Below are 23,772 nucleotides of genomic sequence, written 5' to 3' on the forward strand. Positions count from 1 at the left end.
CCGCAGGTTCGGGTCCCCTGCCGCTCGCGGTCATTTGGCCAAGGTGAAACCCGGTTCAGAAGAAACATCTGTTGCCCTTTCCCGGCGCGCGGATGGCAATGCGAGCCCCGTCCTGATCATGCGCCCGTTTTTGGAAACGAGGCAAGAAATGGAAAATTCGGAAACGATCCCTTCGATCGACGAACTGAAGGCGCAGGCGAAACGTCTGCGCGAGAAACTGCGCGGCAGCGGTGTTTCGCTGTCCCACGGCGAAGCGTTGGAAATGATTGCGCATCAATTCGGCGCCCGAGACTGGAATACGCTGTATGCCAGTGTCGGCAACCGGATGCGTCTGCGGGTTGGCGACAGGGTTGCCGGACACTATCTGGGTCAGCCGTTTACGGCGGAAATTCGCGGTATGACCGTTCTGGGGGATGGCGCGCGGCGTCGCGTCACGCTTCAGTTCGATCAGCCCGTTGATGTGGTCCGGTTCGACAGCTTTTCGTCCTTTCGCCAGCGCGTCAGCGGCGAAATCGGATGGGACGGGCGGTCGCCCCGGAAAACATCGGATGGCGAACCGCAGCTTGTGGTCCGGCCGGCCTAGGAAAAAGGGCGAGGCACGCGATGTGCCTCGCCCTAAACACTTGAAAAGGTCGTCTTGTTATTCGGCAGCCCAGCCGCCGACGGCCTTGACCTCAAGGAAATCCTCAAGCCCCCAGACGCCGCCTTCGCGCCCGTTGCCCGATTGCTTCATGCCGCCAAAGGGCGAACCGGCGCTGCGCGATTGCCCGTTCATCTCGACCATGCCCGACCGCAACACGCGCGCCATGCGGTTGGCGCGGGCACCGTCCTGTGTCTGGACATAATTGGTCAGCCCATAGGGCGTGTCATTGGCGATTTCGACGGCCTCTTCCTCGGTATCAAAGGGGATCATGGTCAGGACCGGGCCAAAGATTTCCTCGCGCGCGATGGTCATCTGGTTGTTGGCATCGGCAAACACAGTGGGGCGGACATAGAAACCCTTGTTCAGCCCCTCGGGACGCCCGGTGCCACCGGCCACGAGGCGCGCGCCTTCGTCGATGCCTTTCTGGATCAGGTCCTGAATCTTGGTCCACTGCACCTCGTTCACGACCGGGCCGATATGGCGGCCTTCTTGCGACGCGGGCCCGACCGAGACCTTGTTCGCCACCTCGGCCGCCGTCGCCACCGCCTGATCGTAGATCGGGCGTTGCACCAGCATACGGCTGGGCGCGTTGCAGCTTTGGCCGGTGTTGTTCATCATGTGCAGCACACCGCGTTTGACGGCCTTTTCATCGGCATCGGCAAAGACAACATTCGCGCCCTTGCCGCCCAGTTCCAGATGCACTTTCTTGAGCGTCTCGGCGGCGTTCTTGGAAATTGCCGTGCCCGCGCGGGTTGAGCCGGTGAAGCTGACCATGTCGACATCCGGATGCGCCGAAAGCTGCGAGCCGACGCCCGCGCCGTCGCCGTTGACAAGGTTGAACACGCCGGGGGGGAATCCTGCCTCGTCCATCAATTCGGCAAAGATCATTGCGTTCAGCGGGCTTTGTTCCGACGGTTTCAGCACCATTGTGCAGCCCGCGATTGCCGCAGCGCCCACTTTCAGCGTGATCTGGTTCATCGGCCAGTTCCACGGCGTGATCAGCGCCGCCACGCCGACCGCTTCATAGATGATCCGGTCGTTGGGCGCGTGATCGCCCAGCGGGCGGTCGAACTGAAACGCCCGGGCAGCACGGATGAAGTTTTTCAGGTGCCATGTGCCGGCGCCGGATTGCTGGGTCCGTGCCATGTCGATCGGCGCGCCCATCTCTGTCGACATGGCCTGCGCCAGGTCTTCGGAACGTGCGGCATAGGCGTCGACCAGCTTTTCGACCAGCGCGATGCGGTCTTCGACCGGGGTCGCCATCCAGCCGGGCAGGGCGGCCTTGGCTGCGGCAACGGCGGCGTTCGTGTCCGCCTCGGAGCCCAGCGAAATGACCGCGCAGGGGTCTTCGGTCGAGGGGTCGATGACCTTGAAATCATGCGCTGATGACGGGGCGACCCATTTTCCGTTGATGTAGAAATCGCGTTTTTCGATCATGGTTCGTACTCTCCCGAACAGGAATCAATCGACCGGGCGGTCGGTTATCGGGGCCACTGTGTCACCGGTGTGCAGGTCGGGCAAGGGGCAGAATTTCGGGACAATATCCGCGGGACCGGTTGCCGGTCCTGGGTTTTGGGCACGGCAATCGGACGCAGGTGGTTTAACCTGAGCGCAAAGTGTTTAGGTTTACGGCAACCGAGTCGGTTTTCATGCAATGAGAGGAGATGCCCCATGGGTTTGCGCATCAACGATACCGTACCGAATTTCACCGCGGAAACGGACCAGGGGACGATCCAGTTCCACGATTGGATCGGCGACAGCTGGGCGATCCTGTTCTCGCACCCCAAGGATTTCACGCCGGTCTGCACCACCGAGTTTTCCGCCGTGGCGCAGTTGAATGACGAATGGGCGGCGCGCAACACCAAGGTGATCGGCGTGTCGGTCGACGGGGTCGAGGATCACAAGAAGTGGAAAAAGGACATCGAGGCCTATGGCAAGGCCAATCCCGGCTTTCCGATCATTGCCGATGACGGGCTGGCGGTTTCCAAGGCGTTCGACATGCTGCCCGCCGAAGCCTATCTGCCAGACGGCCGTACCCCGGCCGACAGCGCGACCGTGCGTTCGGTCTTTGTCATCGGGCCGGACAAGCAGTTGAAGCTGTCGATGACTTATCCGATGACCGTTGGCCGGAACTTTGCCGAGATCTTGCGGGCGCTGGATGGTTTGCAGATGTCGTCCAAGGGGGTTGCGACACCGGCGAACTGGGTGCCGGGTGAGGATGTGATCATCCCGCCGACCGTTTCGAACGAAGACGCCAAGGCGAAGTTTGGTGAGTTTGAAACGATTTTTCCGTATCTGCGCAAGACCAAGGCGCCGAGCTGAGACTGATCGGGTCACGGGGGGGGCTGTCTGCCCCCCAACCCCGCCGGGTGGCGGGGTTTCCCCCCGAGGATACTTTTAGCCAGATGAAGCAGGCGGGTGCTGTGGTTTCAGGTGCAGTTTCGCCCGATATGACGCGCGTTTGAATTCGCGGGTCAGCTTGTCTGTCAGCGGTGGTTTGGCCTGAATGGTCGAGCCGCCGATTTCCTGTGCGACTTCCTGGTTTCCGCTGCCCTGCAGTGCGTGAATTGGCTGATCCGTGAGCCAGTGCATTTGCAGGAAAGTGTCGACGGGCCGGTCGATCTGATCCGTTGCGGCCAGCAGGCGTGCGGCGGCGTTGCGACCGACGATTTGGCACACGCATTGCAGCCCGATGACCTTTGGCAGGATCAGGCGCAGCCCGTCCTGTTGGGCCAGTATTTGGGCGGGGGTTTCGCGCTGTTTGACCGGGATGCGGATATAGTGGTCTGCCGTTGCAATCGTTTCCAACATTTCCAGCGCCGCTGTCATCCGCCGGGTGTCGATCCTCAGGTCGTCTTCGGCGATGATGGCCAGGTCGATCTTTTCGTCGACGAGTTTGCGCCAGATACGCCGGTGGCTTTGAAAGACACCGATTTCGGCGGGGCGCAGGGCAAATGGGTAATGGGGGCGATGCAGGTTACCGGGGTGCAGTACCACGTCCGAGACCTGATCGGGGTCGCGGCCGTTTACCGCCTCGAACAGTTCTGCCTGCGGCAGGTCGCGGCAAAGCTGTTCGGCATTGGCGCGCCGCGCGGTACTGGCCGGCATATGAATGACAAAGGATCGCATGACATCCTTGCATAAAGCAGGCAGTCGGGCTGGGAAAGCGAAACCGGTCCGTTTCAGGCCGGGATTGGCCATCGGGGCAAGGTGGCCCCTTGCCAGGGAAATTCTGTTTTGTGGTCCGCCTTGCCGGGGTCAGTGACCGGCGGGCAGGGGGGTGTTGCCGTCGGGTGTGGACAGGTTGGCGCGCAGCATGTCCACCTCGTAGGGTTTCAGAACCGGCAGCGCGGTCTCACCATAGGCCCCGTTTCCCTGGAAAATCTCGGGAAACAGGGTGCGGAGTTCGCGTTGAACCGCAGGCGCCATTGCGCCAAGGGTGAAATCGCCGGGATAGAAGGATTCAGACCAGACGCCTTCGACATTCACCAATTCATGCTGGTCAAACAGGATGTGGATGTATTCGACATCCTGGTCAGGCGGCAGTTGTTCGATATCTGCCCCGTTCACCAGACCCTTGGCGGGGGCCAGCATCATGGGTGCAAAGTGGTGCAGTTCGATTTCGGCCGAGGCGACGGCAATCCGGTGTTGCGGGGATACCAGCAGGTCGCGGCTGGGGCGTTCGGGGCCCAGACCGCCTGCCTTGACGCGGACCGGACAGAACCGCGGGTCCTGTTTCAGTTCTGCGGCGGACAGGTTCCGGCGGCCGATCCAGCGGACCGGTTTGCTGCTGCCATCGCCGACAACAACCAGGTCGCCCGGATTCAATGTTTCGATCAGGCGGGGGCCGGTGGGGGTCAGGATCAACGACCCAGAGGTGAAACAGACAAAGGACGGCAGCGATTCGTATAGCGAAGGTTGTGCGCCGATGATCGAGTTATTTGTGTTTGCGATCGTGTCACCGACCGAAACATCGCCGGAGGTGACGATGATGTATTGCGGGTTGGAAAACTGAACGAGCGTAAAAGTGACGGGTTGGCCGCCGATATCGCCGGCATAGGTTTCGAAAGTCTGGAAATTGGTTGAATCCCCTTGGAAACCTGGCACACCGCTTACATCCAGCTGTTGGCCGCCATCAGCGTCCGGGTCTTCCAGCAAATTGTCATTGTCGATGACTTCGACCTGATAGCTGTTCAGGACCGTGACATTCGTGTTGCTAAGCGGGTCGCCGTTGATTTCGAGGATTGTAATGAATGACATGAGCGGGAACTGCCTGGTTGATACGAAACTGCTTGCCCCATCATACCCGCAGAAAGGGTGAATTTACAGGGGTTTCAGAAGGCGCCGGGTTTCAAAAGGGGTGACCGGTTCCTGCCACCTCACAAAAAAGGCCCCGGTCATTGACCGGGGCCTTTCATTTCCGAAAGCGGTGGCCGAATTAGTCGGCGCTTTCCTCTTTCTTTTCTTTTTTCTCGGGCACGATTTCTTCGCCGGTTTCCTGATCGACGACTTTCATCGACAGGCGGACCTTGCCACGATCGTCAAAGCCCAAGAGCTTGACCTTAACTTCCTGACCTTCCTTCAGAACGTCCGAGGGGTGGTTCAGGCGGCGGTTTTCGATCTGGGACACGTGGACCAGACCGTCGCGCTTGCCAAAGAAGTTCACGAAGGCGCCAAAGTCGACGATCTTGACCACTTTACCGGTATAGACCTGGCCCTCTTCCGGCTCGGCGACGATCGAGTGGATCATCTCATAGGCCTTCTTGATCGATTCACCATCGGGCGAGGCGATCTTGATCACGCCGTCGTCGTTGATGTCGACCTTGGCACCCGAAACCTCGACGATCTCGCGGATGACCTTACCGCCCGAGCCGATCACTTCGCGGATCTTGTCGGTCGGGATGTTCATGGTTTCGATGCGCGGGGCGTGGACCGAGAATTCGTTGGTCTCGGACAGGGCTTTGCCCATCTCAGCCAGGATGTGCATCCGGCCGTCCTTGGCCTGGGCCAGGGCTTTTTCCATGATCTCGGGCGTGATGCCCGCAACCTTGATGTCCATCTGCAGCGAGGTGATGCCGTTTTCGGTACCCGCAACCTTGAAGTCCATGTCGCCGAGGTGGTCTTCGTCACCCAGAATATCCGACAGGATGGCGTAATCGCCGTCATCTTCCAGGATCAGGCCCATGGCCACACCGGCAACCGGTGCTTTCAGCGGAACACCCGCATCCATCATCGACAGCGAACCGCCGCAGACCGACGCCATCGAGCTGGAGCCGTTGGATTCGGTGATCTCGGACACGATACGGATCGTGTAAGGGAAATCGGTCGCCGCAGGCAGAACCGCCTGCAGGGCGCGCCATGCCAGCTTGCCGTGGCCGATCTCACGACGGCCGGGGCCACCCACGCGGCCAACTTCACCAACCGAATAGGGAGGGAAGTTGTAATGCAGCAGGAAGTTCGATTTGAAGTTGCCATGCAGCGCGTCGATGAACTGTTCGTCGTCACCGGTGCCCAGCGTGGTCACGGCCAGCGCCTGTGTTTCACCACGGGTGAACAGGGCGGAACCGTGGGTCCGCGGCAGCATCGAGGTTTCTGCAACGATCGAACGGATATCGGTGGTCGACCGACCGTCGATCCGCTTGCCGCCCTTGACGACGTCGCCGCGCAGAATACCGGCTTCCAGCTTTTTCATTGCGGAACCGAGGTTGCCGTCTTCCAGCTGTTCTTCGGTCAGCGCTTCCTTGATCGCTTCGCGGGCCGCGGCAACAGCGGCGGTGCGCTCTTGCTTGTCGGTGATTGCGAAGGCGGCGCGCATTTGCTCTTCACCGGCGGCTTTGACGGCGGCGTACAGCTCGGAATAATCCGGCGCCTGGAAATCAAACGGCTCTTTTGCCGCTTCTTCGGCCAGGCTGATGATCAGGTCGATCACCGGCTGAATCTGCGCGTGCGCGAAGTTTACCGCGCCCAGCATTTCGGCCTCGGACAGTTCATAAGCCTCGGATTCCACCATCATCACGGCGTCTTTGGTACCGGCAACAACCAGATCCAGACGCTGTTCGGGGTTCAGGCGCAGGTCCTGCATGTCATCCACGGTCGGGTTCAGGACGTATTCACCGTCTTCGAAACCAACGCGGGCACCGGCGATCGGGCCCATGAACGGCGCGCCGGAAATGGTCAGCGCAGCGGATGCCGCGATCATTGCAACGATATCGGGATCATTGACCAGATCGTGGGACAGCACGGTGCACATGACCAGAACTTCGTTCTTGAAGCCGTCAACGAAAAGCGGGCGGATCGGACGGTCGATCAGACGCGCGGTCAGCGTTTCCTTTTCAGTCGGGCGCGCCTCGCGCTTGAAAAAGCCACCCGGAACCTTACCGGCGGCATAGTATTTTTCTTGGTAGTGTACGGTCAGCGGGAAAAAGTCCTGACCTGGTTTTTGCGCCCGTGCAAAGGTCACGTTTGCCATGACGCTGGTTTCGCCCAGCGTGGCAATCACGCTGCCGTCAGCCTGACGGGCAACCTTGCCGGATTCCAGTGTCAGCGTTTCTTCGCCCCACTGCATTGATTTCTTTGTTACATCAAACATATGCGTATCCTAGATGAGAGCACTCCCGCCCCTGCGGGTCTCCCGTTTTGCATGGCGGCCCCATTGCCGCCGACCCCATTTATCTTCCGTTCGAGTGCCGGGGTCAGGGCACAACGTCTCAGATACCGCGCGCATACATGAGAATGCGTGCAAAGGAAAGGGGAAGCGATTTCGGTTTCATTCCGACAGGTCCCGTAGCTTTTCCCAGAAAACCTGTGCCGCCGCGTGATGTTCGCCGGTGCTCCGCGCGGCACAGATGTTCCAGCGGATCTGGGGCGTCGCCTGGACAAAACCGATTTCACCGTCTGCGACGATATCGGCAAAGGTTTCCGGCATGCCGCCGACAACGAAAGTGCCGTCGTGCAGCAGGGTCGTCAGCAAGGCGTAATCATCGCTTTCAACCGTTGGCATGGCATCGACCTTTGCCGACGCTTCGGCGGTGCCGCCCAGGGCCTGTGCAATGGCGGCCCGCCAATGCTTGTGCAAATGCGGCGAAGCAAAGGGGTACGAAAACACGTCGTTCAGGCTGGGGCTTTCAAGGTTGTGCAGCGGGTGCGAAACATGGGCGGCAAATACAACGGCGCGTTTCTCGAACATCATCAGCTCGATATTCTCGGCCTCGGCAGTGTGGGTCAGGTCGCCGACATAAATGTCGATTGCGCCTTGTTCGAGCATGGCAATCGGGGCCTGGCGGGCGCTGACATCAATGCGGGCGCGCAAACCCGGATATTCGGCCTGTGCGGCGCGCAGCGCTGGGTAGATCAAGGTCCGGGGCGTCAGGGGACCGCACCCGACATGCACAACCTGATCGGTCTCAAGCCGAATTCGCGTGGCCAGATCGGCGCAGGCTGTCAGGTCAGATTGCAGCTTTTTCGCAACGGGCAGAAAAGCCTGGCCCTTGCGTGTCAGTGTGCTGTTGCCGCGCTGACGATTGAACAGCGTGAAACCAACCTGTTCTTCGGCCAGGGATATATAGCGCGACAGCGATGCGTTCGACACACCCATCCGCTTGGCAGCTTGCTGAAAGTTGGAGGTTTCCGCCAAAAGCATAAATGCAGACAGTGATTTTTCAGACAGCATCGGCGCCCCTTTGGTTTCAGGTTTTCGAGTTTTAATTCCAAAACCTGAAATGGTGAAGGCGCAAGTTGCGACAAGAACAAAACAAGGTCTAGGACCGGGTATCACAATCAGGAGTTTCAGCACGTGTTTCAGATCAGAGCGATTACAAGCGCCGTTGCCGTCTTGTGTGCGTCGGCATCGATTGGTTTGGCCGATACGGAAAAGCCCAATATTCTGGTCATCATGGCCGACGATGTCGGCTGGGCCAGCCTTGGCAGCTATCATCAGGGGGTCAAAAGCATCCAGACGCCGAATCTGGACCAGCTGGCCGCCCAGGGCGCGCGACTGACGGATTACTATGCGCAGCCCAGCTGTACGGCCGGGCGGTCGGCCTTTATCACCGGCCAGTTTCCGGTGCGTACCGGCATGCACACCGTTGGCTTGCCCGGCGACCCGGTCGGGCTCAGCGACGAAGACCCGACCATGGCCAATATGCTCAAATCCCTGGGTTATACCACGGGGCAATTCGGCAAGAACCATCTGGGCGACCTGAACAAGTTTCTGCCCACGGTCAAAGGCTTCGACGAATATTGGGGCTGGCTCTATCATCTCAACGCGATGGAATACACCTCTGACCCGGACTGGCCGGATGATCCCGAATTCACCGCCCAGTTCGGCCCGCGCAACATCATTCATTCCTTTGCCACTGATACGGTCGATGAAACCGTCGATCCGCGCTGGGGACCGGTGGGCAAGCAGCGGATCACCGATGACGGCCCCGCACCGCCAGAGCGCCAGAAAACCCTGGACGATGAGGTGACCGCCCACACGATCGACTTTATCGATCGGGCCGTGGACAGCGATACCCCGTTCTTTGTCTGGATGGCCCCGGCCCGCGCGCATGTCTGGACCCATCTCAGCCCGGAATACGAGGCGATGCTGGGTGACGGGCGCGGCCTGCAGGATGTGGTCATGAAGGAACTGGACGACAATGTCGGAAAGGTCGTGGCGCATCTGGACGAACTGGGGATCAGCGACAATACGATTGTTATCTTCACCTCGGATAACGGGCCCGAAACCATGACATGGCCGGACGGGGGCACCACGCCGTTCCACGGCGAAAAGGGCACCACCTGGGAGGGCGGGTTCCGCGTACCTGCCATCATCCGCTGGCCGGGCAAGATCGCCGAAGGCCAGGTTCTGAACGGCATCTTCGCCGGTATGGACTGGATGCCAACCCTTGTCGCCGCCGCAGGCGGATCGAATGACCTGCCGGCCGATCTGCTGGAGGGGTACGAAGGGTATCAGGTGCATCTGGATGGCTATAACCAGCTGTCCTACCTGACCGGCGAAACCCCAAGCAACCGCAAGGAAATCGTCTATTACGAAGGCACCGACCTGCAGGCCGTTCGCTATAACGACTGGAAGGCGCATTTTACCATTCAGGAAAAAGGCTGGGCTGGCCCCAAAGAGGAACTGAACGCGCCCTTGCTGTTCAACCTGCGCCGTGATCCCTATGAGAAGGCGGCCGAGGAATCCGGCATGTACACCCGCTGGATGGGCAACAAGATGTGGGCCTTTGGTCCTGCTGCCCGACTGGTCCAGGCGCATCTGACGACGTTCGCCGATTTCCCGCCCCGCGGGGCTGCGGTCAGCAACGAGGCCCATGTTCAGGAACAGGTCAGCACCGAAGGCGGCATGTCCCAATAGCCTGATACCTTGCAAAAAGACGCGGATTCCCCCTCGTCCGGAACGCCCGCCTTTTGGCAGGCGTTTCGCGATGAAGACCTCGGTAAACATTCCGACATGCGAATGCATTTGCGAAATTTTGCTGTCGGTGTAGCCTGTTACCATAAATCCTGCGGTCGAAATGACGGAAACGCGCCAAGGGGGTTCAACACTCTTTCCCGTCCTTCGGTCGAATACCTTGGCGTTTGTACCTGGCGAGCAGAGGGCAGTCGCATGACACAATCAAAGAAAATGCTGGATCCCGATCCGCGGATCTATGATTTCGAAACGGAATATGAGCTTGGGCAGGATAACGTCCGGCCCTTCGGTCTGGACATCCACAACCCGGTCTTTTTGATCTCGAGCATCCTGATCTTTGCTTTCGTGCTGATCGCACTGGCCAACCAGGAAGCTGCGGCCACGTTCTTTGGCTGGCTTCGGCCCTGGCTGACCAGCACGTTCGACTGGTTCCTGGTATTGTCGGTGGATGCAATCACCCTGTTTTGTCTGGTGCTGATCGTACTGCCGGTGGGAAAGGTGCGCATCGGCGGCAAGGATGCCAAGCCCGATTACTCTTACGCTGGCTGGATCGCGATGATGTTTGCGGCCGGTATCGGCATCGGCTTGCTGTTCTTCGGAGTGATGGAGCCGGTCTATTACAACTTTGCCGAAGACGGAAATGCACGCCCATTGGGCATCGACATCGCCGTGCCGGGGAATGAATATATCGGTATCGTCGGCACGATCCACCACTGGGGGCTGGAAGGCTGGGCGATCTACGCCGCCGTTGGTCTGAGCCTGGCGATCTTTGCCTATAACCTGGACCTGCCGCTGACCCTTCGGTCGGCCTTTTACCCGATCCTTGGTGAACGCGTCTGGGGCTGGTGGGGTCATATCATCGACACGCTGGCGGTGTTTGCCACGCTGTTCGGCCTTACGACCTCGCTTGGCCTTGGGGCACAGCAGGTCGCGGCCGGGCTGTACGAAGTCTTTGGCATCGAACCCAGCCCAACGGTCGTTGTGCTGCTGATCATCGGTATCACCATGATTGCGCTGGGCTCGGTCCTGATGGGGATGGATGCGGGCGTCAAGCGGCTGAGCGAGATCAACATGATCATGGCCGTTGGTCTGTTTGTCTTTGTGATCGCGGTCACCGGTTTCGGTGCGGCTATTGCGCGCTATTTCAGCGTGATGGGCGATTACGTGATGAAGCTGCCGGCCCTGTCGAACCCGTTTGGCCGTGAAGACACCAGCTATTTCCACGGCTGGACGACCTTTTACTGGGCCTGGTGGATTGCCTGGTCGCCCTTTGTCGGCATGTTCATTGCCCGCATTTCAAAGGGCCGCACCGTGCGCGAATTCATCATCTGCGCCCTGTTGGCGCCCACGGCGGTCTGTGCGCTGTGGATGTCGACCTTTGGCGGCGCGGCGATTGACATGCTGAACACAGGCGGTGCCGAAGGTGTTCGCGCCACGGTGATCGACAGCTATGCGCCCGAAGGCGCGCTGTTCGGGTTCCTCAAGGAACTTCCACTTTACAGTATCGTGGCCCCGATTGCGCTGGTTCTGATCGTGATCTTCTTTGTCACCTCGTCCGATTCCGGCTCGTTGGTGATCGACACGATCACCGCAGGCGGCAAGATGGACGCGCCGGTGGTTCAGCGCGTGTTCTGGTGTACGCTCGAAGGTCTGGTTGCCATCGCATTGCTGTTGGGCGGCGGCCTCAGCGCCCTGCAAGGCGCGGCGGTTTCAACCGGTATCCCGTTCACCCTGGTTGTTCTGATGATGTGCTACTGCCTGTGGCTGGCGCTGAAATCGGAAAAAGCAAAAATGTAAACGGTTTCGACCAATGGCCCAAACGCCCGTCAGTTGCGGGCGTTTGGGCGACAGCATTTCGCAGGACGTCCGATGCCGGGGCCGACTGTTTGGTTGCCCGGACACAACCCCGGGGGGCGTCAGGCACCCAAGCCGCGCAGGTGCACGCCGGATAAGGCCGCGTTACCCTTACCCCTTTGCAGCAACCACGATGGCGGTTGCCTTGTCCTCGCCGCTGCATTTGTAGGAATGCGGGTACTGAGACTCAAAGTACATTGAATCCCGTGCGCCCAGTTTGTGGGTCTTGTCGTGGATCGTGATCTCGATCTCTCCGGAAATGACATAAACCAGTTCGATGCCTGAATGTTCATGGGGATCCGTGCGGGATGTCCTGGGCAGGAACTCGGCCAAATAGGCGTCAACGGGGCGGTCATTTACGGGAAAGTCCAGGCTCTCGAAAAAGAAGCTCGGCATGGTTTCAGTCGTATTCGGCAGACGGATGCGCGCTTTTGCGCGAATGACCTCAAGCAGGGGTGCCTCGGATTCCTCAAAGAAATGTTCAAGCCCGACACCGAATACCAGCGCAATCCGCATCAACGTCGGCAATGTCGGGACCACCTGGCCCGTTTCGATCTTTGAAAGCATGCCCGCAGACAGCCCCGTGTGGGACCCAAGCTGCGTCAGGCCCAGCGACTTGCCCGTGCGCAACGCCCGAATCTTGGGGCCGATTCGGTAGTTCGCGAGGCCTTGTGACAGTGTTTCAGATAGCATTTTGCCCTCGACTGTTTCACTTCACTCAACTTTTCCGCCCGCATTTTCACAGGGTGAAAATGTTGTTCCCTCTTCTCATGTTTTCATTGAGGGAACATCTTTTTCATACCATGACAAGTGCATCGTTGCAATCTCGCGACATGAACCCGAAACGGAAAGGAACGCACTATGACCTTCAAAGTGGCTTCGATCAAAGAAATCGCACTTGTTCTGGGCATGGGGGTGGCTGCAACCGCATCCTCGGCAAACACGATCGTCGACATCGCGGCAGGCGATGAACGCTTTTCGACGCTGGTCGCCGCGGTAACGGCTGCGGGCCTTGCTGATACGCTTGCCGGACCTGGCCCCTTTACGGTGTTTGCGCCGGTCAATGACGCATTCGAGGCGCTGCCCGAGGGGACCGTTGAAACCCTGCTGAAGCCCGAGAACAAGGGCCAGCTAACCAACGTGTTGCTGTATCACGTCGACGACCGCAACCTGCCCGCAGCGGGCATTCCCAGCGGTTCGAACTATTTCAAGCCAGTTCTGGCCGAGGAACGTCTGTGCATCACCAAATCAGCCGATGGGGTGAAAATTGCGGATGGAACCGGTGGCATGGCCAATGTCATCATTGCGGATATTCAGGCCGATAACGGCGTCATTCACGTCATCGACAAGGTGCTTTTGCCCGGCACGCGGCCAGCTTGCCACTGATGGGACCCTTTGCCTGTGACGCGCCCCTGGATTGTCCGGGGGCGCGTTGTGCAAAGGGGGTGAGAGCCTGCGTCTGCCAAGCCTTCCAGTGATGATCAGAAGGCCCGGCATTTTGCATTGCGCCTTAGACGTGGTCATCCTTGACCAATTCGCCTTGACCATGCCCGGCCATGCCGCCCGAGACCTCTTCGGTGGCCTCATCCGCCAGTGTTTCCGGCAGAATAAGGTTCAGAAGAATGGCGATCAGGGCAGCCGGCAAAATCCCGGATGCGCCCAGAATCCGCAGCGTGTCGGGCAGGTGCTGCAGGGCGTTTGCCGAACCGGGCGCGACGTTCATGACCTCAAGCTGAAGGCCCAGCCCAATCGAAAGCGAGACCGCGAAGATCACCATGTTCCGGCGGTTCCAGACCACGTCGGACAGCATCGAAACCCCGGCGGCCACGACCATGCCGAACATGACGATGACCCCGCCGCCCAGCACCTCGATCGGGACGGTGCGGATGATACCGCCCACTTTGGGCACCAGGCCGCAGATGATCAGGAATATCGCACCGATGGTCACGACATGGCGGCTCATCACGCCGGTCATCGCGATCAGGCCGACATTCTGGCTGAAGGACGTGTTGGGAAACCCGCCGAAGACGCCAGCCAGGGCGGTGCCGAACCCGTCGGCAAATGTCGCGCCCTGGATTTCCTTGTCGGTTGCTTCACGCCCGGCGCCGCCCTTTGTTATCCCGGATACGTCGCCGACGGTTTCGACGGCGGATACGAATGCCATCAGGCAAAAGCCGATCACCGCTGCGATCGAAAATTCAAACCCGTATTTGAACGGCATTGGCAACGCAAAAGCGGCTGACCGTTCCCACGAGCCGGAGATCGCGGCGACCGGGAGTTTGCCCACCAATATGCAATAGACATACCCAACCAGAATGCCGATCAGAACCGCCGAGACCGACAGCATGCCGCGCGCAAAGAACTTGAGCCCGAGCGTTACGAACACGACAATCAGGGCCGGGGTCCAGCTGGACAACGAGCCATAGCTTTCAGCGCCCGACGCCTTGGCCGGGACACCACCGGCGGCATATTCGATGCCGACCTTCACCAAGGCCAGCCCGATCATGGTGACGACAAGGCCGGTGACCAGCGGCGGAAGGGCAAAACGGATCTTACCGATAACGGTTCCGAGAAGGGCATGAAACAGGCCGCCGATGACCACCCCTCCGAAAAGGGCGGCAAGCCCATCCACGCCTTTGCCGGCAACCAGCGGGATCATGATCGGAATAAAGGCAAATGACGTCCCCTGAACGATGGGCAGGGCCGCGCCGACCGGGCCAATTGTTATCGTTTGCAACAGGGTCGCGATGCCCGCAAACAGCATCGACATCTGGATCAGGTACAGCAATTCCGGAAAATCGGGGCTGTTGGACCCAAACCCGAAACCGGCCGCCCCGGCAACGATAATCGCAGGGGTCACGTTGGAAACGAACATCGCCAGTACATGCTGGATGCCAAGGGGAACGGCGCGATAGATGGCCGGGAAATAATTCGGATCTCGGAGCTGTTCCGGAGTTCCAATGGATGATGCGGTCATGAAATCTCTCCTGTCGATCCACTGTTGCAGACTTTGACCGGGCATTGGAAACCTCAGGCTGGACGTAAGGCCCCGCAGGTCGGGTTTTTCTGGGACCCGACCTAATTTTTGAGCATCAAACCAGCGCCTGTTCAAAGCTACCTATTGCTAGATCACAAAAGCGGCAGCGATTATCAAAAAAACTCAAAAGGTCTTTTGAAACTGCATCAATTCAGGAGGACGCCGCGTGAAACCCATTGCTGCGGGTCGCAGGGGGCAGGGCGGGAATTGGGGCTTTGGTATCGGCGGTGCGAAGGGTGCAAAATCTGCCCCGCCCAAAAAAACGCCCGCAGGACTGCGGGCGTTCAAACTGTGCAAAAAGCCTGTTCCGCGCTTAGCGGCGGATGCCCAGCTTTTTGATCAGGTCCTGATAGCGTGCTTCTTCCTTGCCCTTCAGGTAGTCCAGCAGCTTACGACGCTGGGCGACCATCTTCAGCAGACCGCGACGACCGTGGTTGTCTTTTTTGTGGGTCTTGAAGTGCTCGGTCAGGGTGTTGATGCGCGAGGTCAGGATGGCAACCTGGACTTCTGGCGAACCGGTGTCGCCGTCCTTGGTGCCGTATTCTTTCATGACGCGTGCTTTTTCAGCGGCAGTAATCGACATCGGGGTCTCCTTTGACAGGTTAGAGTTGATGGCGCAGGCCGGGATGTCGTCCAGCACAGGCCCATGGAGAAAACCGCACCGATTCCGATGCAGATGGGCGCGTATAGGCGCATTTTGGGCAAATGGCAAAGGGTATTTGCCGCGCGTCAGGCGGTGTTGAACCGCGTCAGTTCGTCTTCGGAAACAAGTTCGATGTCCGCCAGGGTGATACCGCCAGCGCCAAGCAATTGCGCAACGTTCTGGCCATTGATCAGGACGTTGGTCAGGCGTTCGTTTTCCGCATCCTGCTGCAGGTGGATATCCGGGTTCTCCTGCCCCTCCCACGAGATCAGCAGTTTGTCCTGACCGGGCTGAAAATCCATGACGGTTACGGCTTCGTCATCGGGGGCGGGGTCCAATAGGATTTCGTCCTGCCCGTCCCCGCCGGTTACGATATCGCCGCCATCGGCCAAAATCGTGTCATTCCCGGCGCCGCCATTCAGAAAGTCCGCTGCTGTCTGGCCATCGCCGTCGTCACCGCTCAGCACGTCGTTGCCATATCCGCCAAACATCACATCCTGGCCCGCGCCGCCCGACAGCCGGTCATTGCCGTATCCGCCATGCAGGGCGTCATCGCCTGCACCGCCCGACAACAGGTCTTGGCCTTGTCCGCCATACAGCCTGTCCGCGCCATCGCCGCCATTCAGGTGATCCTGACCGAAATGGCCATACAGCGCGTCCGCACCGGCGGCCCCGTCCAGCCGGTCATCGCCTGCTTCGCCGTGCAGAATGTCGTCGCCGCCATTGCCCGCCATATAATCCGCGCCGTCGCCGCCATACAGCACATCGTTCCCCGCGCCGCCCAAGATGCTGTCGTTTCCGCCATAGCCGTTGATCTGGTCATGCCCGTCCTGACCGGTCAACGCGTCCTGGCCATCGGTTCCGGCGATCACCTGGTTGCCGCCATGGTTGGACAAAACCGTCCCGGTTGAGGGATGCGCCTGGTCCTGAAAAGCCGGGGTTTCGGTGTCTTCGGCCGGGGTCAGAAGGTCGGGTTCGGTGTCACCTGCCGATTCTTCAGGGGCGGTATCGTTTTCTTGCATACCCTCGGTCACGTCCTCATCCGTGTCCTCGTCCGTATCCGTGTCGAAAACGTCGCTGATTGCGTAGGCCGCGCCCCCGACGGCTGCCAGGCTGAACAATCCGATAAGAAACATGTCACCTCTCCGCGGGGCGCAATGCCCCAAAGGAATTGTTCCATGAGTTCAACCGGTTGGTCAAAGGGTCCTTGAGTCCGTGGTTAACCTTTTGTCACCAGGATTCAGGTTGCTGGGTATAGGCGATGTACAGGGGGTGTTTGGGGTGCCCGGCCTTGGTCAGCCCCAGATGGTACAGCGGTTGACCTGTGCCGCGCAGCAAGGCCTCGACCGCTGGCCCTCGGTTCAGATGCGAGCCATGTGCCCCCCACGCCGCGATCACCTGATCGGCCCATTGCACGCCATCCAGAATGGCGGCGTCGTTCGCGGGCCCCACCGGATCAGCGGCGGCGCGCATCTTGCGCGGGTCGGTGTCGCGCCAGGCAAAGATGTTGGTCACCTGAAACGCGCCGAACCCCAAGGCCCGCGCGCGGCGTTCGCAGCGTTCCACCGTCGGGTCGTTCTGCACCTCGGTCGCGGTTGACGGGTTCAGCATCACAAACAGAGCCTTGCGCCCCGCCGGATCCCACACGCGGGTCAGGCTATAGCGGTATTTCTCGCAATCGGAATAGACGGCGGTCGAGGGCGCATCGCCCTTGGTATGCGTTCGGGTGATCATGCCCTTCGCCTAGCACAGGGCTCAGGTGACGAACACCCGGCTGGGATGCAGCTCGCCGGATTTGTAGATGCCCACCGCCACGGCCCTGCCGTCGAGCGAGGCCCAGGCCTCGTCCCCGTATTCGACGTCGCTGGCCAGCACCATGCCCGGATTGCCATTGCGCAGGCGGGTCGCGCCTTCGGGGGTGCATTTCAGTTCGGGCAGGTCCGACAGGCCGGTTTCCAGCGGGTGCAGATACTCGTCCAGTGCGGTGGTCTTGGCCATCTCGTCGATCTGTTCGATGGACAGCCCGTCCTCGGCCTCGAACGGGCCGGACCAGATGCGGCGCAGTTCCTTTACGTGGCCGTGGCAGCCCAGTGCCGCGCCCAGATCGCGCGCGATGGACCGCACATAGCCGCCCTTGCCACAGGTCATCTCCAGCACGACATGGTCGGCGTCGGGGCGGTCGACGAGGATCAGTTCCTCAACCCACAGGGGCCGGGCCGACAGCTCTACCTCCTCGCCATCGCGGGCCAGCTTATAGGCGCGTTGCCCGTCAATCTTCACGGCGGAAAACTTGGGTGGCACCTGCATGATGTCGCCCAGAAACGGGGCAAGCGCCTGTTTGATCTCGTCATCCGAGGGGCGCGCATCGCTTTGCGCAATCACCTCACCCTCGGCATCGTCGGTATTGGTGGCCTGTCCCAAACGCACGGTAAACGTATAGGCCTTGAGCGCGTCGGTGATGTAGGGAACGGTCTTGGTCGCCTCGCCCAGAGCCACGGCCAGGACACCGGTCGCCTCGGGGTCCAGGGTGCCCGCATGGCCCGCTTTCTTGGCGTCCATCGCCCAACGCACCTTGTTGACCACTGACGTCGAGGTCATGCCCGCGGGCTTGTCCACCACCAGCCAGCCCGAGATATCGCGGCCCTTGCGTTTGCGTCCCATCTTGCACCTTGCCTTTTGCTAAGGCGCGCGGCCTAGCCGATCGCGTGGAGGCTGTCAATTTGCGGGTATATCCTCGACCACGCCCACGATCGGGCCCAGCGAGAACCCGACATCAGACCGGTTGCTGGCGCGTTCATACATACGAGAGATATTGCCATCGAAGAACAGCGCGTTCGGGGTGCCCAGAACATCGCGAAACAAGCTGCCGAATTCGTGAAAGGTGACGTAGTCGTCCGAGATCGCGAATACCGCGCGCGTGCCGTCGGCGCTGGTGCCAACCCCGTTACGTACGTAATGCGAGGTCGAATCGGGCAGGAATCGCGGGTGCAGCTCGCCCCCGATCACCAGCATCGGGCCGGATTGGGTGGCAAACCGGCAGTCGGGGGCCTGATCAACATAATCGAGCGTTTCAAACACGTCCGCCCGTCCGTCGCGGATGCAGAATATGCCGTTGGGCAGCAGTCCGAAATTGCCCGGACCGGCGTTGGGTATCACGCGCATCTGCTCGTGCCCCTCTTCGACATAGTGCCCAACCGGCGAGCGGTCGTCGTGATACATGCCCGCATTCATCGCAAAGGCCAGACGCTTTCCGCCAGGGGCCAGCGCCTCGTTCACCGAGGAAAAGTGGCCCAGCAATTCGCCGTTTGCATCATTCAGAAACAGGCGCAGGTCTTCGTTGGCGGCATCCACCTTGCAGATGGTGTACCGCTTGTCCTCATGGGTCAGCTTTTCGCAGGTGACCGCAGAGGCTTGCGCCGCCCAAAGGGCCGCGCCCAAGATGGTCAATATGCGGATCACTCGTCCAGATCGCGGCGCACCGCGTCCTGATCGAACATGCGGCGGGTGTCGTCCAGACGGTCAAACGTGTCGTCCAGGCGGAATCGCAGATCGGGCGAGAATTTCAAACCGACTTTCTTGCCGACCGCGCGCCGCAACTCGCCCTTGTTGCGGGCCAGCAGCGCGATCACGTCCTCTTGCCCCTTGCCGCCCAAAGGCAGCACATAGGCGGTGGCGATCTTGAGATCGGGCGAGGTGCGGACCTCGCCTACGGTGATCGACATGCGGTTCAGGTCGGGGTCGTGGACATCGCCGCGCGCCAGAACCTCGGACAGGGTGCGGCGGATCAGTTCGCCGACACGCAGTTGTCGTTGGGACGGGCCGGGGCCATCGTGGAATTTGTTCTTTGCCATGACCCCGATCTAAGCGCAAAGCAGGGCTTTGCCAAGCGGGCGCGAACGGGGTAGGAGGCTTTGAGCCGACCATGGCCCAACCAATGCGAAAGGATCAGCGCAATGACCCATATTCCCGGGATTGTCATCACAGGGGCTTCGGGCCGTATGGGGCAGATGCTGATCAAGACCGTCACCGACAGCGATCAGGCGCGGCTGGTTGGTGTGGTCGAACGTGCGGGCCACGACTGGATCGGTCAGGATGTGGGCACGGCGATGGGCGGTCAGGCGCTGGGCGTTGCCGTCACCGACGATCCGCTTGAGGCGTTCGCGCAGGCGCAGGCGGTGATCGACTTCACCGCGCCCGAGGCAACGCTGGAATTCGCCGCCTTGGCCGCACAGGCGCGCTGTGTGCATGTGATCGGCACCACCGGCATGACCGACCAACAGATCGCCGCGCTGGAACCCGCCGCACGCCATGCGGTGATCGTGCGGGCCGGGAACATGAGCCTTGGTGTCAACCTGCTGGTGCAACTGACCAAAAAGGTCGCCGCCGCGCTGGATGAGGATTTCGACATCGAAGTGATCGAAGGCCACCATCACCACAAGGTCGATGCGCCCTCGGGCACCGCGCTGATGCTGGGTGAGGCCGCCGCCGAAGGCCGCGGGGTCAAGCTGGCGGATGTGGCCGACCGGGGCCGCGACGGGATCACCGGCGCGCGCAAGCGGGGCGACATCGGGTTCCACGCCATTCGCGGCGGCGACATCGTGGGCGAACATGACGTCCTGTTCGCCGCACCAGGAGAGCGCATCGTCCTGCGCCACCTGGCCACGGATCGCGCCATCTTTGCCCGCGGTGCGCTGAAGGCCGCGCTGTGGGGGCAGGGCAAATCGCCCGGTCAGTACGACATGGTGGATGTTCTGGGCCTGTGATGGCTTACCGGGTCTTTGTTGACCCGTCGCGATGATCAAAAGTCGATCGCGATTCCCTTCTTTTCCCAATCGCCATAGCGGGCAGGATCAGGACCGTCGCGACCGCCCAGTTCCTTGGGCGGCTCTTTCGCCTCGGCCTGCGCCTTGCGGCGACGCTCGGCGGCTTCGGCCAGGGCCCGCTGTGCGGCGGGGGGCAGGTCTTTGTGCTCGTCACTCATGACATCGGGTTCCTTTCCGTCCGTGCCCTTGATATACGCCCCCGTCCGCGCAAGGCAATGCGGGCACGGGTCACATCAGAGGCAATATCATGTCCGACAGCGCAACAGCAGCGCGGCGCAGCGCAATCTATCTGCTGGATCAGATTCTGGGCGAGGGGCGTTTGCTGCCCGAATGCCTGGCCGCAGGCGCACTGGATCGGCTGGGCCCCGAGGATCGCGCCCGGGCGCAACGCCTGACGGTCGAGACTTTGCGCGGGCTGGAACGCGCCGACCGGCTGCTTGACAATCACCTGCGCCAGACCCCGGCCCTGATGGTTCACAACGCCCTGAGACTGGGCACGGTCGAGCTGTGCAACGGCGAGGCGGCGCATGGCGTGGTCAACGCGATGGTCGAGATCATCGGGCGGTCGCGCAAGCATGGGCGGCTCAAGGGGTTGGTGAATGCGGTGTTGCGCAAGGTTGCCGCCGAAGGGCCGGATGCATGGCCAAAGATGCGAGTGCCACGCCTGCCTGCCTGGTTGCGCGACCCCCTGGTGGCCGCGTGGGGCGACCAGGCGGTGGCTGGGATGGAGCAGGCGCATTTCACTGGCGCGCCGCTTGATCTGACGCTGAAACCGGGATGCGAAGGGCCTGCGGGCAACCTGTTGCCGACCGGGTCGGTGCGGGTACAGGGCGCCGGGCAGGTCTCGGCCCTGCCGGGTTACACGGCCGGTGACTGGTGGGTTCAGGACGCGGCGGCGGCTTTGCCGGCGCGGGTTCTGGCCCCAAAGCCCGGCGAGGCGGTCCTTGACCTGTGTGCAGCCCCCGGCGGAAAGACGCTGCAACTGGCGGCGGCAGGGGCCGATGTGACGGCCGTTGATATCTCGGAAACCCGGTTGGCCAAGGTGCACGAGAATCTTGGCCGTACCGGATTGCAGGCGAAGGTGGTCGCGTCGGACGCGTTGGAGCTTGACGGCTTATATGACGCGATCCTGCTGGATGCGCCCTGTTCGGCCACGGGAACGATCCGGCGTCACCCCGATTTGCCCTTTGCCAAGGACGGATCAGAATTTGGCGCGCTGATCGAGCTGCAATCGCAGATGCTGGCCCATGCCTGGACCTTGCTCCGCCCCGGCGGGCGCCTTGTCTATTGCACCTGTTCGCTGTTGCCCGACGAAGGCGAGGTTCAGATCGAAGAGGCGGTGCAGCAGCACCCGGATATGCAGGTCGATCGTGCCGCCCTGAACGTGGCCGGTGTGGACACGGGCTGGATCACTTCCGAAGGGGGGCTGCGGCTGCGTCCCGATTTCTGGGCCGAGCATGGCGGCATGGATGGTTTTTACATCGCCTGCCTCAACAAATCGGCCTGAAGGCACGCTTTTCGATGACTTGACGATCGGGCCGGTCTATCATTTGGTCAAGCGCCAGCAGAGCGTTAGGGGCAGAGTAACGAGCGTCATGTCGAATTCGGACACCATGGCCATGCGATGGATGCGGTTTCAGAACCGCCTTTACGCGCGGCTGAGTCAACGCCGCAAGGCGGCGCGGGGCTTTGCCGGACAGCCCGAGCCGCGAACTGTGGGCTCTTTCGCGCGCGGGCGGCAACTGGTTGCGGGCAACCTTCTGTTCGCGGGGTTCCTGGTCGAGGCACAGGACACGGACCTGTGGGATGTTGCCGCGCCGAACGCGGCCTTTGACGATGAAAGGCACGGTTTTGCCTGGCTGGACGACCTGGCCGCGGTCGGCGATGCGCGCGCGCGGGAAAAGGCCCAGCGCTGGGTCTGGGGGTGGATCGAGGCCCATGGCAAGGGGCAGGGGCCGGGGTGGGCCCCGGACGTGACCGGCCGCCGTGTCCTGCGGTGGATCAATCACGCGCTGTTCCTGTTGCGCGGCGCCGACGAAACACGCAGCCAGATGTTTTTCCGCGCGCTTGCGCAGCAGACCTGGTTCCTGTCCAAGCGCTGGCAGGCGGCGACACCGGGCCTGCCCCGGTTCGAGGCGCTTGCCGGCCTGGTTCAGGCCGGGCTGGCGCTGGAAGGGCAGGAAGCCCTGTCAGACCCGGCACTGCGGGCGCTGGCACGGGAATGCGAACGCCAGATCGGTACTGAGGGTGGCATAGCCACCCGCAACCCCGAAGAGCTGCTTGAGGTCTTTACCCTGTTGACCTGGACATCCGCCGCCTTGCACCAGGTCGGGCGCGGCACGCCTGCTGCACAGACCGCGGCGATCAAGCGGATTGCCCCCACTTTGCGCAGCCTGCGGCACGCGGACGGGGCGTTGACGCGGTTCCACGGTGGCGGCCGCGGATTGGAGGGCCGGTTGGAGCAGGCACTGGCCCAAAGCGGGGTCAAACCGCAGCCCGCCAGCGGGCTGGCGATGGGCTATGCACGGCTTTCGGCGGCGCGCACCACCGTGATCGTCGATGCCAGCGCCCCACCCAAAGGTGCGGCGTCATATAACGCGCATGCCTCGACGCTGGCGTTTGAGCTTACATCGGGGCGCAGGCCGCTGATTGTCAATTGCGGGTCGGGCGACAGCTTTGGTCTGGAATGGCGTCGCGCCGGGCGCGCCACCCCGTCCCATTCGACGTTATGCGTCGAGGGCTATTCCAGCGCCCGCCTGTCGGCGCCCATCAGCGGAACCACGAACGAACCCCTGGTCGATGCGCCAAAGGAGGTTCCGGCCGAGTTCGAGAATATCGTTGAAGGGACGCGTTTCCTTGCCGGGCATGACGGATATGCGCGCGTGTTCGGCCTGACCCATGCGCGAACGCTTGAATTACGGTTCGACGGGCGCGACCTGACCGGCGAGGATATTCTGTTGACCGCCAACGACATGGCAAAGCGCCAGTTTGACCGCGCCGTCGATGCGACCGGCCTGTCCGGGGTCGGATTCGATATCCGTTTTCATCTGCATCCCGACGTGGATGCGGCCCTTGATTTGGGCGGCGCAGCGGTCTCGATGGCTCTGAAAAGCGGGGAGATCTGGGTGTTCCGCCATGACGGGGCGGGAAAATTGTCACTTGAACCAAGTGTTTACCTTGAAAGAGGCCGTTTGAAGCCCCGCGCGACAAAACAGATCGTTCTATCCGGGCGCGCAATAGAGTATGCGACGCGCATCCGGTGGACGCTCAGCAAGGCTCAGGATACAGCCTATGCCGTGCGCGACCTGCACCGGGACGAACCCGAATTCGACTGACGCCAAAAGGACCTTTGGACCC

General features: G+C 61.1%; 22 protein-coding genes. 8 read left to right on the forward strand and 14 right to left on the reverse strand.

Going from position 1 to position 23,772, the window contains the following annotated elements:
- Positions 1 to 148: 148 nt before the first annotated feature.
- A complete protein-coding gene (locus ACXAG8_RS09885) occupies positions 149 to 583 on the forward strand; it encodes a glyoxalase superfamily protein (RefSeq protein WP_475223699.1) in 435 nt (144 codons plus the stop codon).
- A gap of 57 nt (positions 584 to 640) precedes the next feature.
- Here the strand turns inward: ACXAG8_RS09885 and ACXAG8_RS09890 are convergent, their stop codons facing one another.
- Positions 641 to 2,080, reverse strand: coding sequence for an aldehyde dehydrogenase family protein (locus ACXAG8_RS09890; RefSeq protein WP_475223700.1), 1,440 nt, complete (start codon positions 2,078 to 2,080; stop codon positions 641 to 643).
- Positions 2,081 to 2,314: 234 nt separating this feature from the next.
- Between ACXAG8_RS09890 and ACXAG8_RS09895 the strand changes: the two genes are divergently transcribed.
- Positions 2,315 to 2,965, forward strand: a complete 651-nt coding sequence (locus ACXAG8_RS09895; RefSeq protein ID WP_475223701.1) for a peroxiredoxin — start codon at positions 2,315 to 2,317, stop codon at positions 2,963 to 2,965.
- 75 nt (positions 2,966 to 3,040) lie between these two features.
- Here ACXAG8_RS09895 and ACXAG8_RS09900 read toward each other — a convergent pair whose 3' ends face one another.
- From ACXAG8_RS09900 to ACXAG8_RS09915, 4 genes are all read right to left on the reverse strand, one after another.
- Positions 3,041 to 3,772, reverse strand: a complete 732-nt coding sequence (locus ACXAG8_RS09900) for a glycosyltransferase family 25 protein (RefSeq protein WP_475223702.1) — start codon at positions 3,770 to 3,772, stop codon at positions 3,041 to 3,043.
- A gap of 129 nt (positions 3,773 to 3,901) precedes the next feature.
- A complete protein-coding gene (locus ACXAG8_RS09905; protein WP_475223703.1) occupies positions 3,902 to 4,903 on the reverse strand; it encodes a Hint domain-containing protein in 1,002 nt (333 codons plus the stop codon).
- A gap of 178 nt (positions 4,904 to 5,081) precedes the next feature.
- Positions 5,082 to 7,232, reverse strand: a complete 2,151-nt coding sequence (gene pnp / locus ACXAG8_RS09910) for a polyribonucleotide nucleotidyltransferase (protein WP_475223704.1) — start codon at positions 7,230 to 7,232, stop codon at positions 5,082 to 5,084.
- Positions 7,233 to 7,409: 177 nt separating this feature from the next.
- Positions 7,410 to 8,312, reverse strand: coding sequence for a LysR family transcriptional regulator (locus tag ACXAG8_RS09915; protein WP_475223705.1), 903 nt, complete (start codon positions 8,310 to 8,312; stop codon positions 7,410 to 7,412).
- Between the two features lie 123 nt (positions 8,313 to 8,435).
- Between ACXAG8_RS09915 and ACXAG8_RS09920 the strand changes: the two genes are divergently transcribed.
- The gene (locus tag ACXAG8_RS09920; protein ID WP_475223706.1) at positions 8,436 to 10,001 is read left to right on the forward strand and encodes an arylsulfatase; all 1,566 of its coding nucleotides are present in this window, start codon (positions 8,436 to 8,438) and stop codon (positions 9,999 to 10,001) included.
- A 252-nt stretch (positions 10,002 to 10,253) separates the two neighbouring features.
- Complete coding sequence (locus ACXAG8_RS09925; protein ID WP_475223707.1) at positions 10,254 to 11,855, forward strand: BCCT family transporter; 1,602 nt, start codon at positions 10,254 to 10,256, stop codon at positions 11,853 to 11,855.
- 168 nt (positions 11,856 to 12,023) lie between these two features.
- On the opposite strand, the gene ACXAG8_RS09930 is transcribed toward ACXAG8_RS09925, so the two are convergent.
- On the reverse strand, positions 12,024 to 12,605 hold the full coding sequence (locus tag ACXAG8_RS09930) for a helix-turn-helix domain-containing protein (protein ID WP_475223708.1): 582 nt from the start codon (positions 12,603 to 12,605) through the stop codon (positions 12,024 to 12,026).
- 168 nt (positions 12,606 to 12,773) lie between these two features.
- Here ACXAG8_RS09930 and ACXAG8_RS09935 point away from each other — a divergent pair, with 168 nt between their 5' ends.
- Positions 12,774 to 13,298 carry a fasciclin domain-containing protein gene (locus ACXAG8_RS09935; protein ID WP_475223709.1) on the forward strand — a complete coding sequence of 175 codons (525 nt, stop codon included), beginning with the start codon at positions 12,774 to 12,776 and terminating at the stop codon, positions 13,296 to 13,298.
- A 124-nt stretch (positions 13,299 to 13,422) separates the two neighbouring features.
- Here the strand turns inward: ACXAG8_RS09935 and ACXAG8_RS09940 are convergent, their stop codons facing one another.
- The 7 genes from ACXAG8_RS09940 to rbfA all read right to left on the reverse strand — a co-directional run bounded on the left by ACXAG8_RS09940 (position 13,423) and on the right by rbfA (position 19,443).
- Positions 13,423 to 14,889: a uracil-xanthine permease family protein gene (locus tag ACXAG8_RS09940; protein WP_475223710.1), complete on the reverse strand. Its 1,467-nt coding sequence runs from the start codon at positions 14,887 to 14,889 to the stop codon at positions 13,423 to 13,425.
- Positions 14,890 to 15,262: 373 nt separating this feature from the next.
- On the reverse strand, positions 15,263 to 15,532 hold the full coding sequence (rpsO, locus tag ACXAG8_RS09945) for a 30S ribosomal protein S15 (RefSeq protein WP_475224149.1): 270 nt from the start codon (positions 15,530 to 15,532) through the stop codon (positions 15,263 to 15,265).
- 146 nt (positions 15,533 to 15,678) lie between these two features.
- The gene (locus ACXAG8_RS09950; protein ID WP_475223711.1) at positions 15,679 to 16,728 is read right to left on the reverse strand and encodes a calcium-binding protein; all 1,050 of its coding nucleotides are present in this window, start codon (positions 16,726 to 16,728) and stop codon (positions 15,679 to 15,681) included.
- A 94-nt stretch (positions 16,729 to 16,822) separates the two neighbouring features.
- On the reverse strand, positions 16,823 to 17,326 hold the full coding sequence (locus ACXAG8_RS09955) for a DUF1643 domain-containing protein (RefSeq protein ID WP_475223712.1): 504 nt from the start codon (positions 17,324 to 17,326) through the stop codon (positions 16,823 to 16,825).
- A gap of 21 nt (positions 17,327 to 17,347) precedes the next feature.
- Complete coding sequence (gene truB, locus ACXAG8_RS09960) at positions 17,348 to 18,253, reverse strand: tRNA pseudouridine(55) synthase TruB (RefSeq protein WP_475223713.1); 906 nt, start codon at positions 18,251 to 18,253, stop codon at positions 17,348 to 17,350.
- A 54-nt stretch (positions 18,254 to 18,307) separates the two neighbouring features.
- Entirely contained in the window at positions 18,308 to 19,051 is a 744-nt protein-coding gene (locus ACXAG8_RS09965; RefSeq protein WP_475223714.1) for a phosphodiester glycosidase family protein, read from the reverse strand.
- A complete protein-coding gene (gene rbfA, locus ACXAG8_RS09970; protein ID WP_475223715.1) occupies positions 19,048 to 19,443 on the reverse strand; it encodes a 30S ribosome-binding factor RbfA in 396 nt (131 codons plus the stop codon). Before rbfA ends, ACXAG8_RS09965 begins: the two co-directional genes overlap by 4 nt.
- Before the next feature lie 102 nt (positions 19,444 to 19,545).
- On the opposite strand from rbfA, the gene dapB reads away from it, so the two are divergent.
- Positions 19,546 to 20,355 (forward strand): 4-hydroxy-tetrahydrodipicolinate reductase, encoded by an 810-nt coding sequence (gene dapB, locus ACXAG8_RS09975; RefSeq protein ID WP_475223716.1) that lies wholly within the window; start codon positions 19,546 to 19,548, stop codon positions 20,353 to 20,355.
- Positions 20,356 to 20,390: 35 nt separating this feature from the next.
- Here dapB and ACXAG8_RS09980 read toward each other — a convergent pair whose 3' ends face one another.
- The gene (locus tag ACXAG8_RS09980) at positions 20,391 to 20,573 is read right to left on the reverse strand and encodes a DUF1674 domain-containing protein (RefSeq protein ID WP_475223717.1); all 183 of its coding nucleotides are present in this window, start codon (positions 20,571 to 20,573) and stop codon (positions 20,391 to 20,393) included.
- A gap of 89 nt (positions 20,574 to 20,662) precedes the next feature.
- Here ACXAG8_RS09980 and ACXAG8_RS09985 point away from each other — a divergent pair, with 89 nt between their 5' ends.
- Both ACXAG8_RS09985 and ACXAG8_RS09990 read left to right on the forward strand, forming a co-directional pair.
- Entirely contained in the window at positions 20,663 to 21,922 is a 1,260-nt protein-coding gene (locus ACXAG8_RS09985) for an RsmB/NOP family class I SAM-dependent RNA methyltransferase (RefSeq protein ID WP_475223718.1), read from the forward strand.
- An 88-nt stretch (positions 21,923 to 22,010) separates the two neighbouring features.
- Positions 22,011 to 23,750 carry a heparinase II/III family protein gene (locus ACXAG8_RS09990; RefSeq protein WP_475223719.1) on the forward strand — a complete coding sequence of 580 codons (1,740 nt, stop codon included), beginning with the start codon at positions 22,011 to 22,013 and terminating at the stop codon, positions 23,748 to 23,750.
- The last annotated feature ends 22 nt before the right edge of the window (positions 23,751 to 23,772 follow it).

Source organism: Ruegeria sp. ABD4_443, assembly GCF_056160865.1.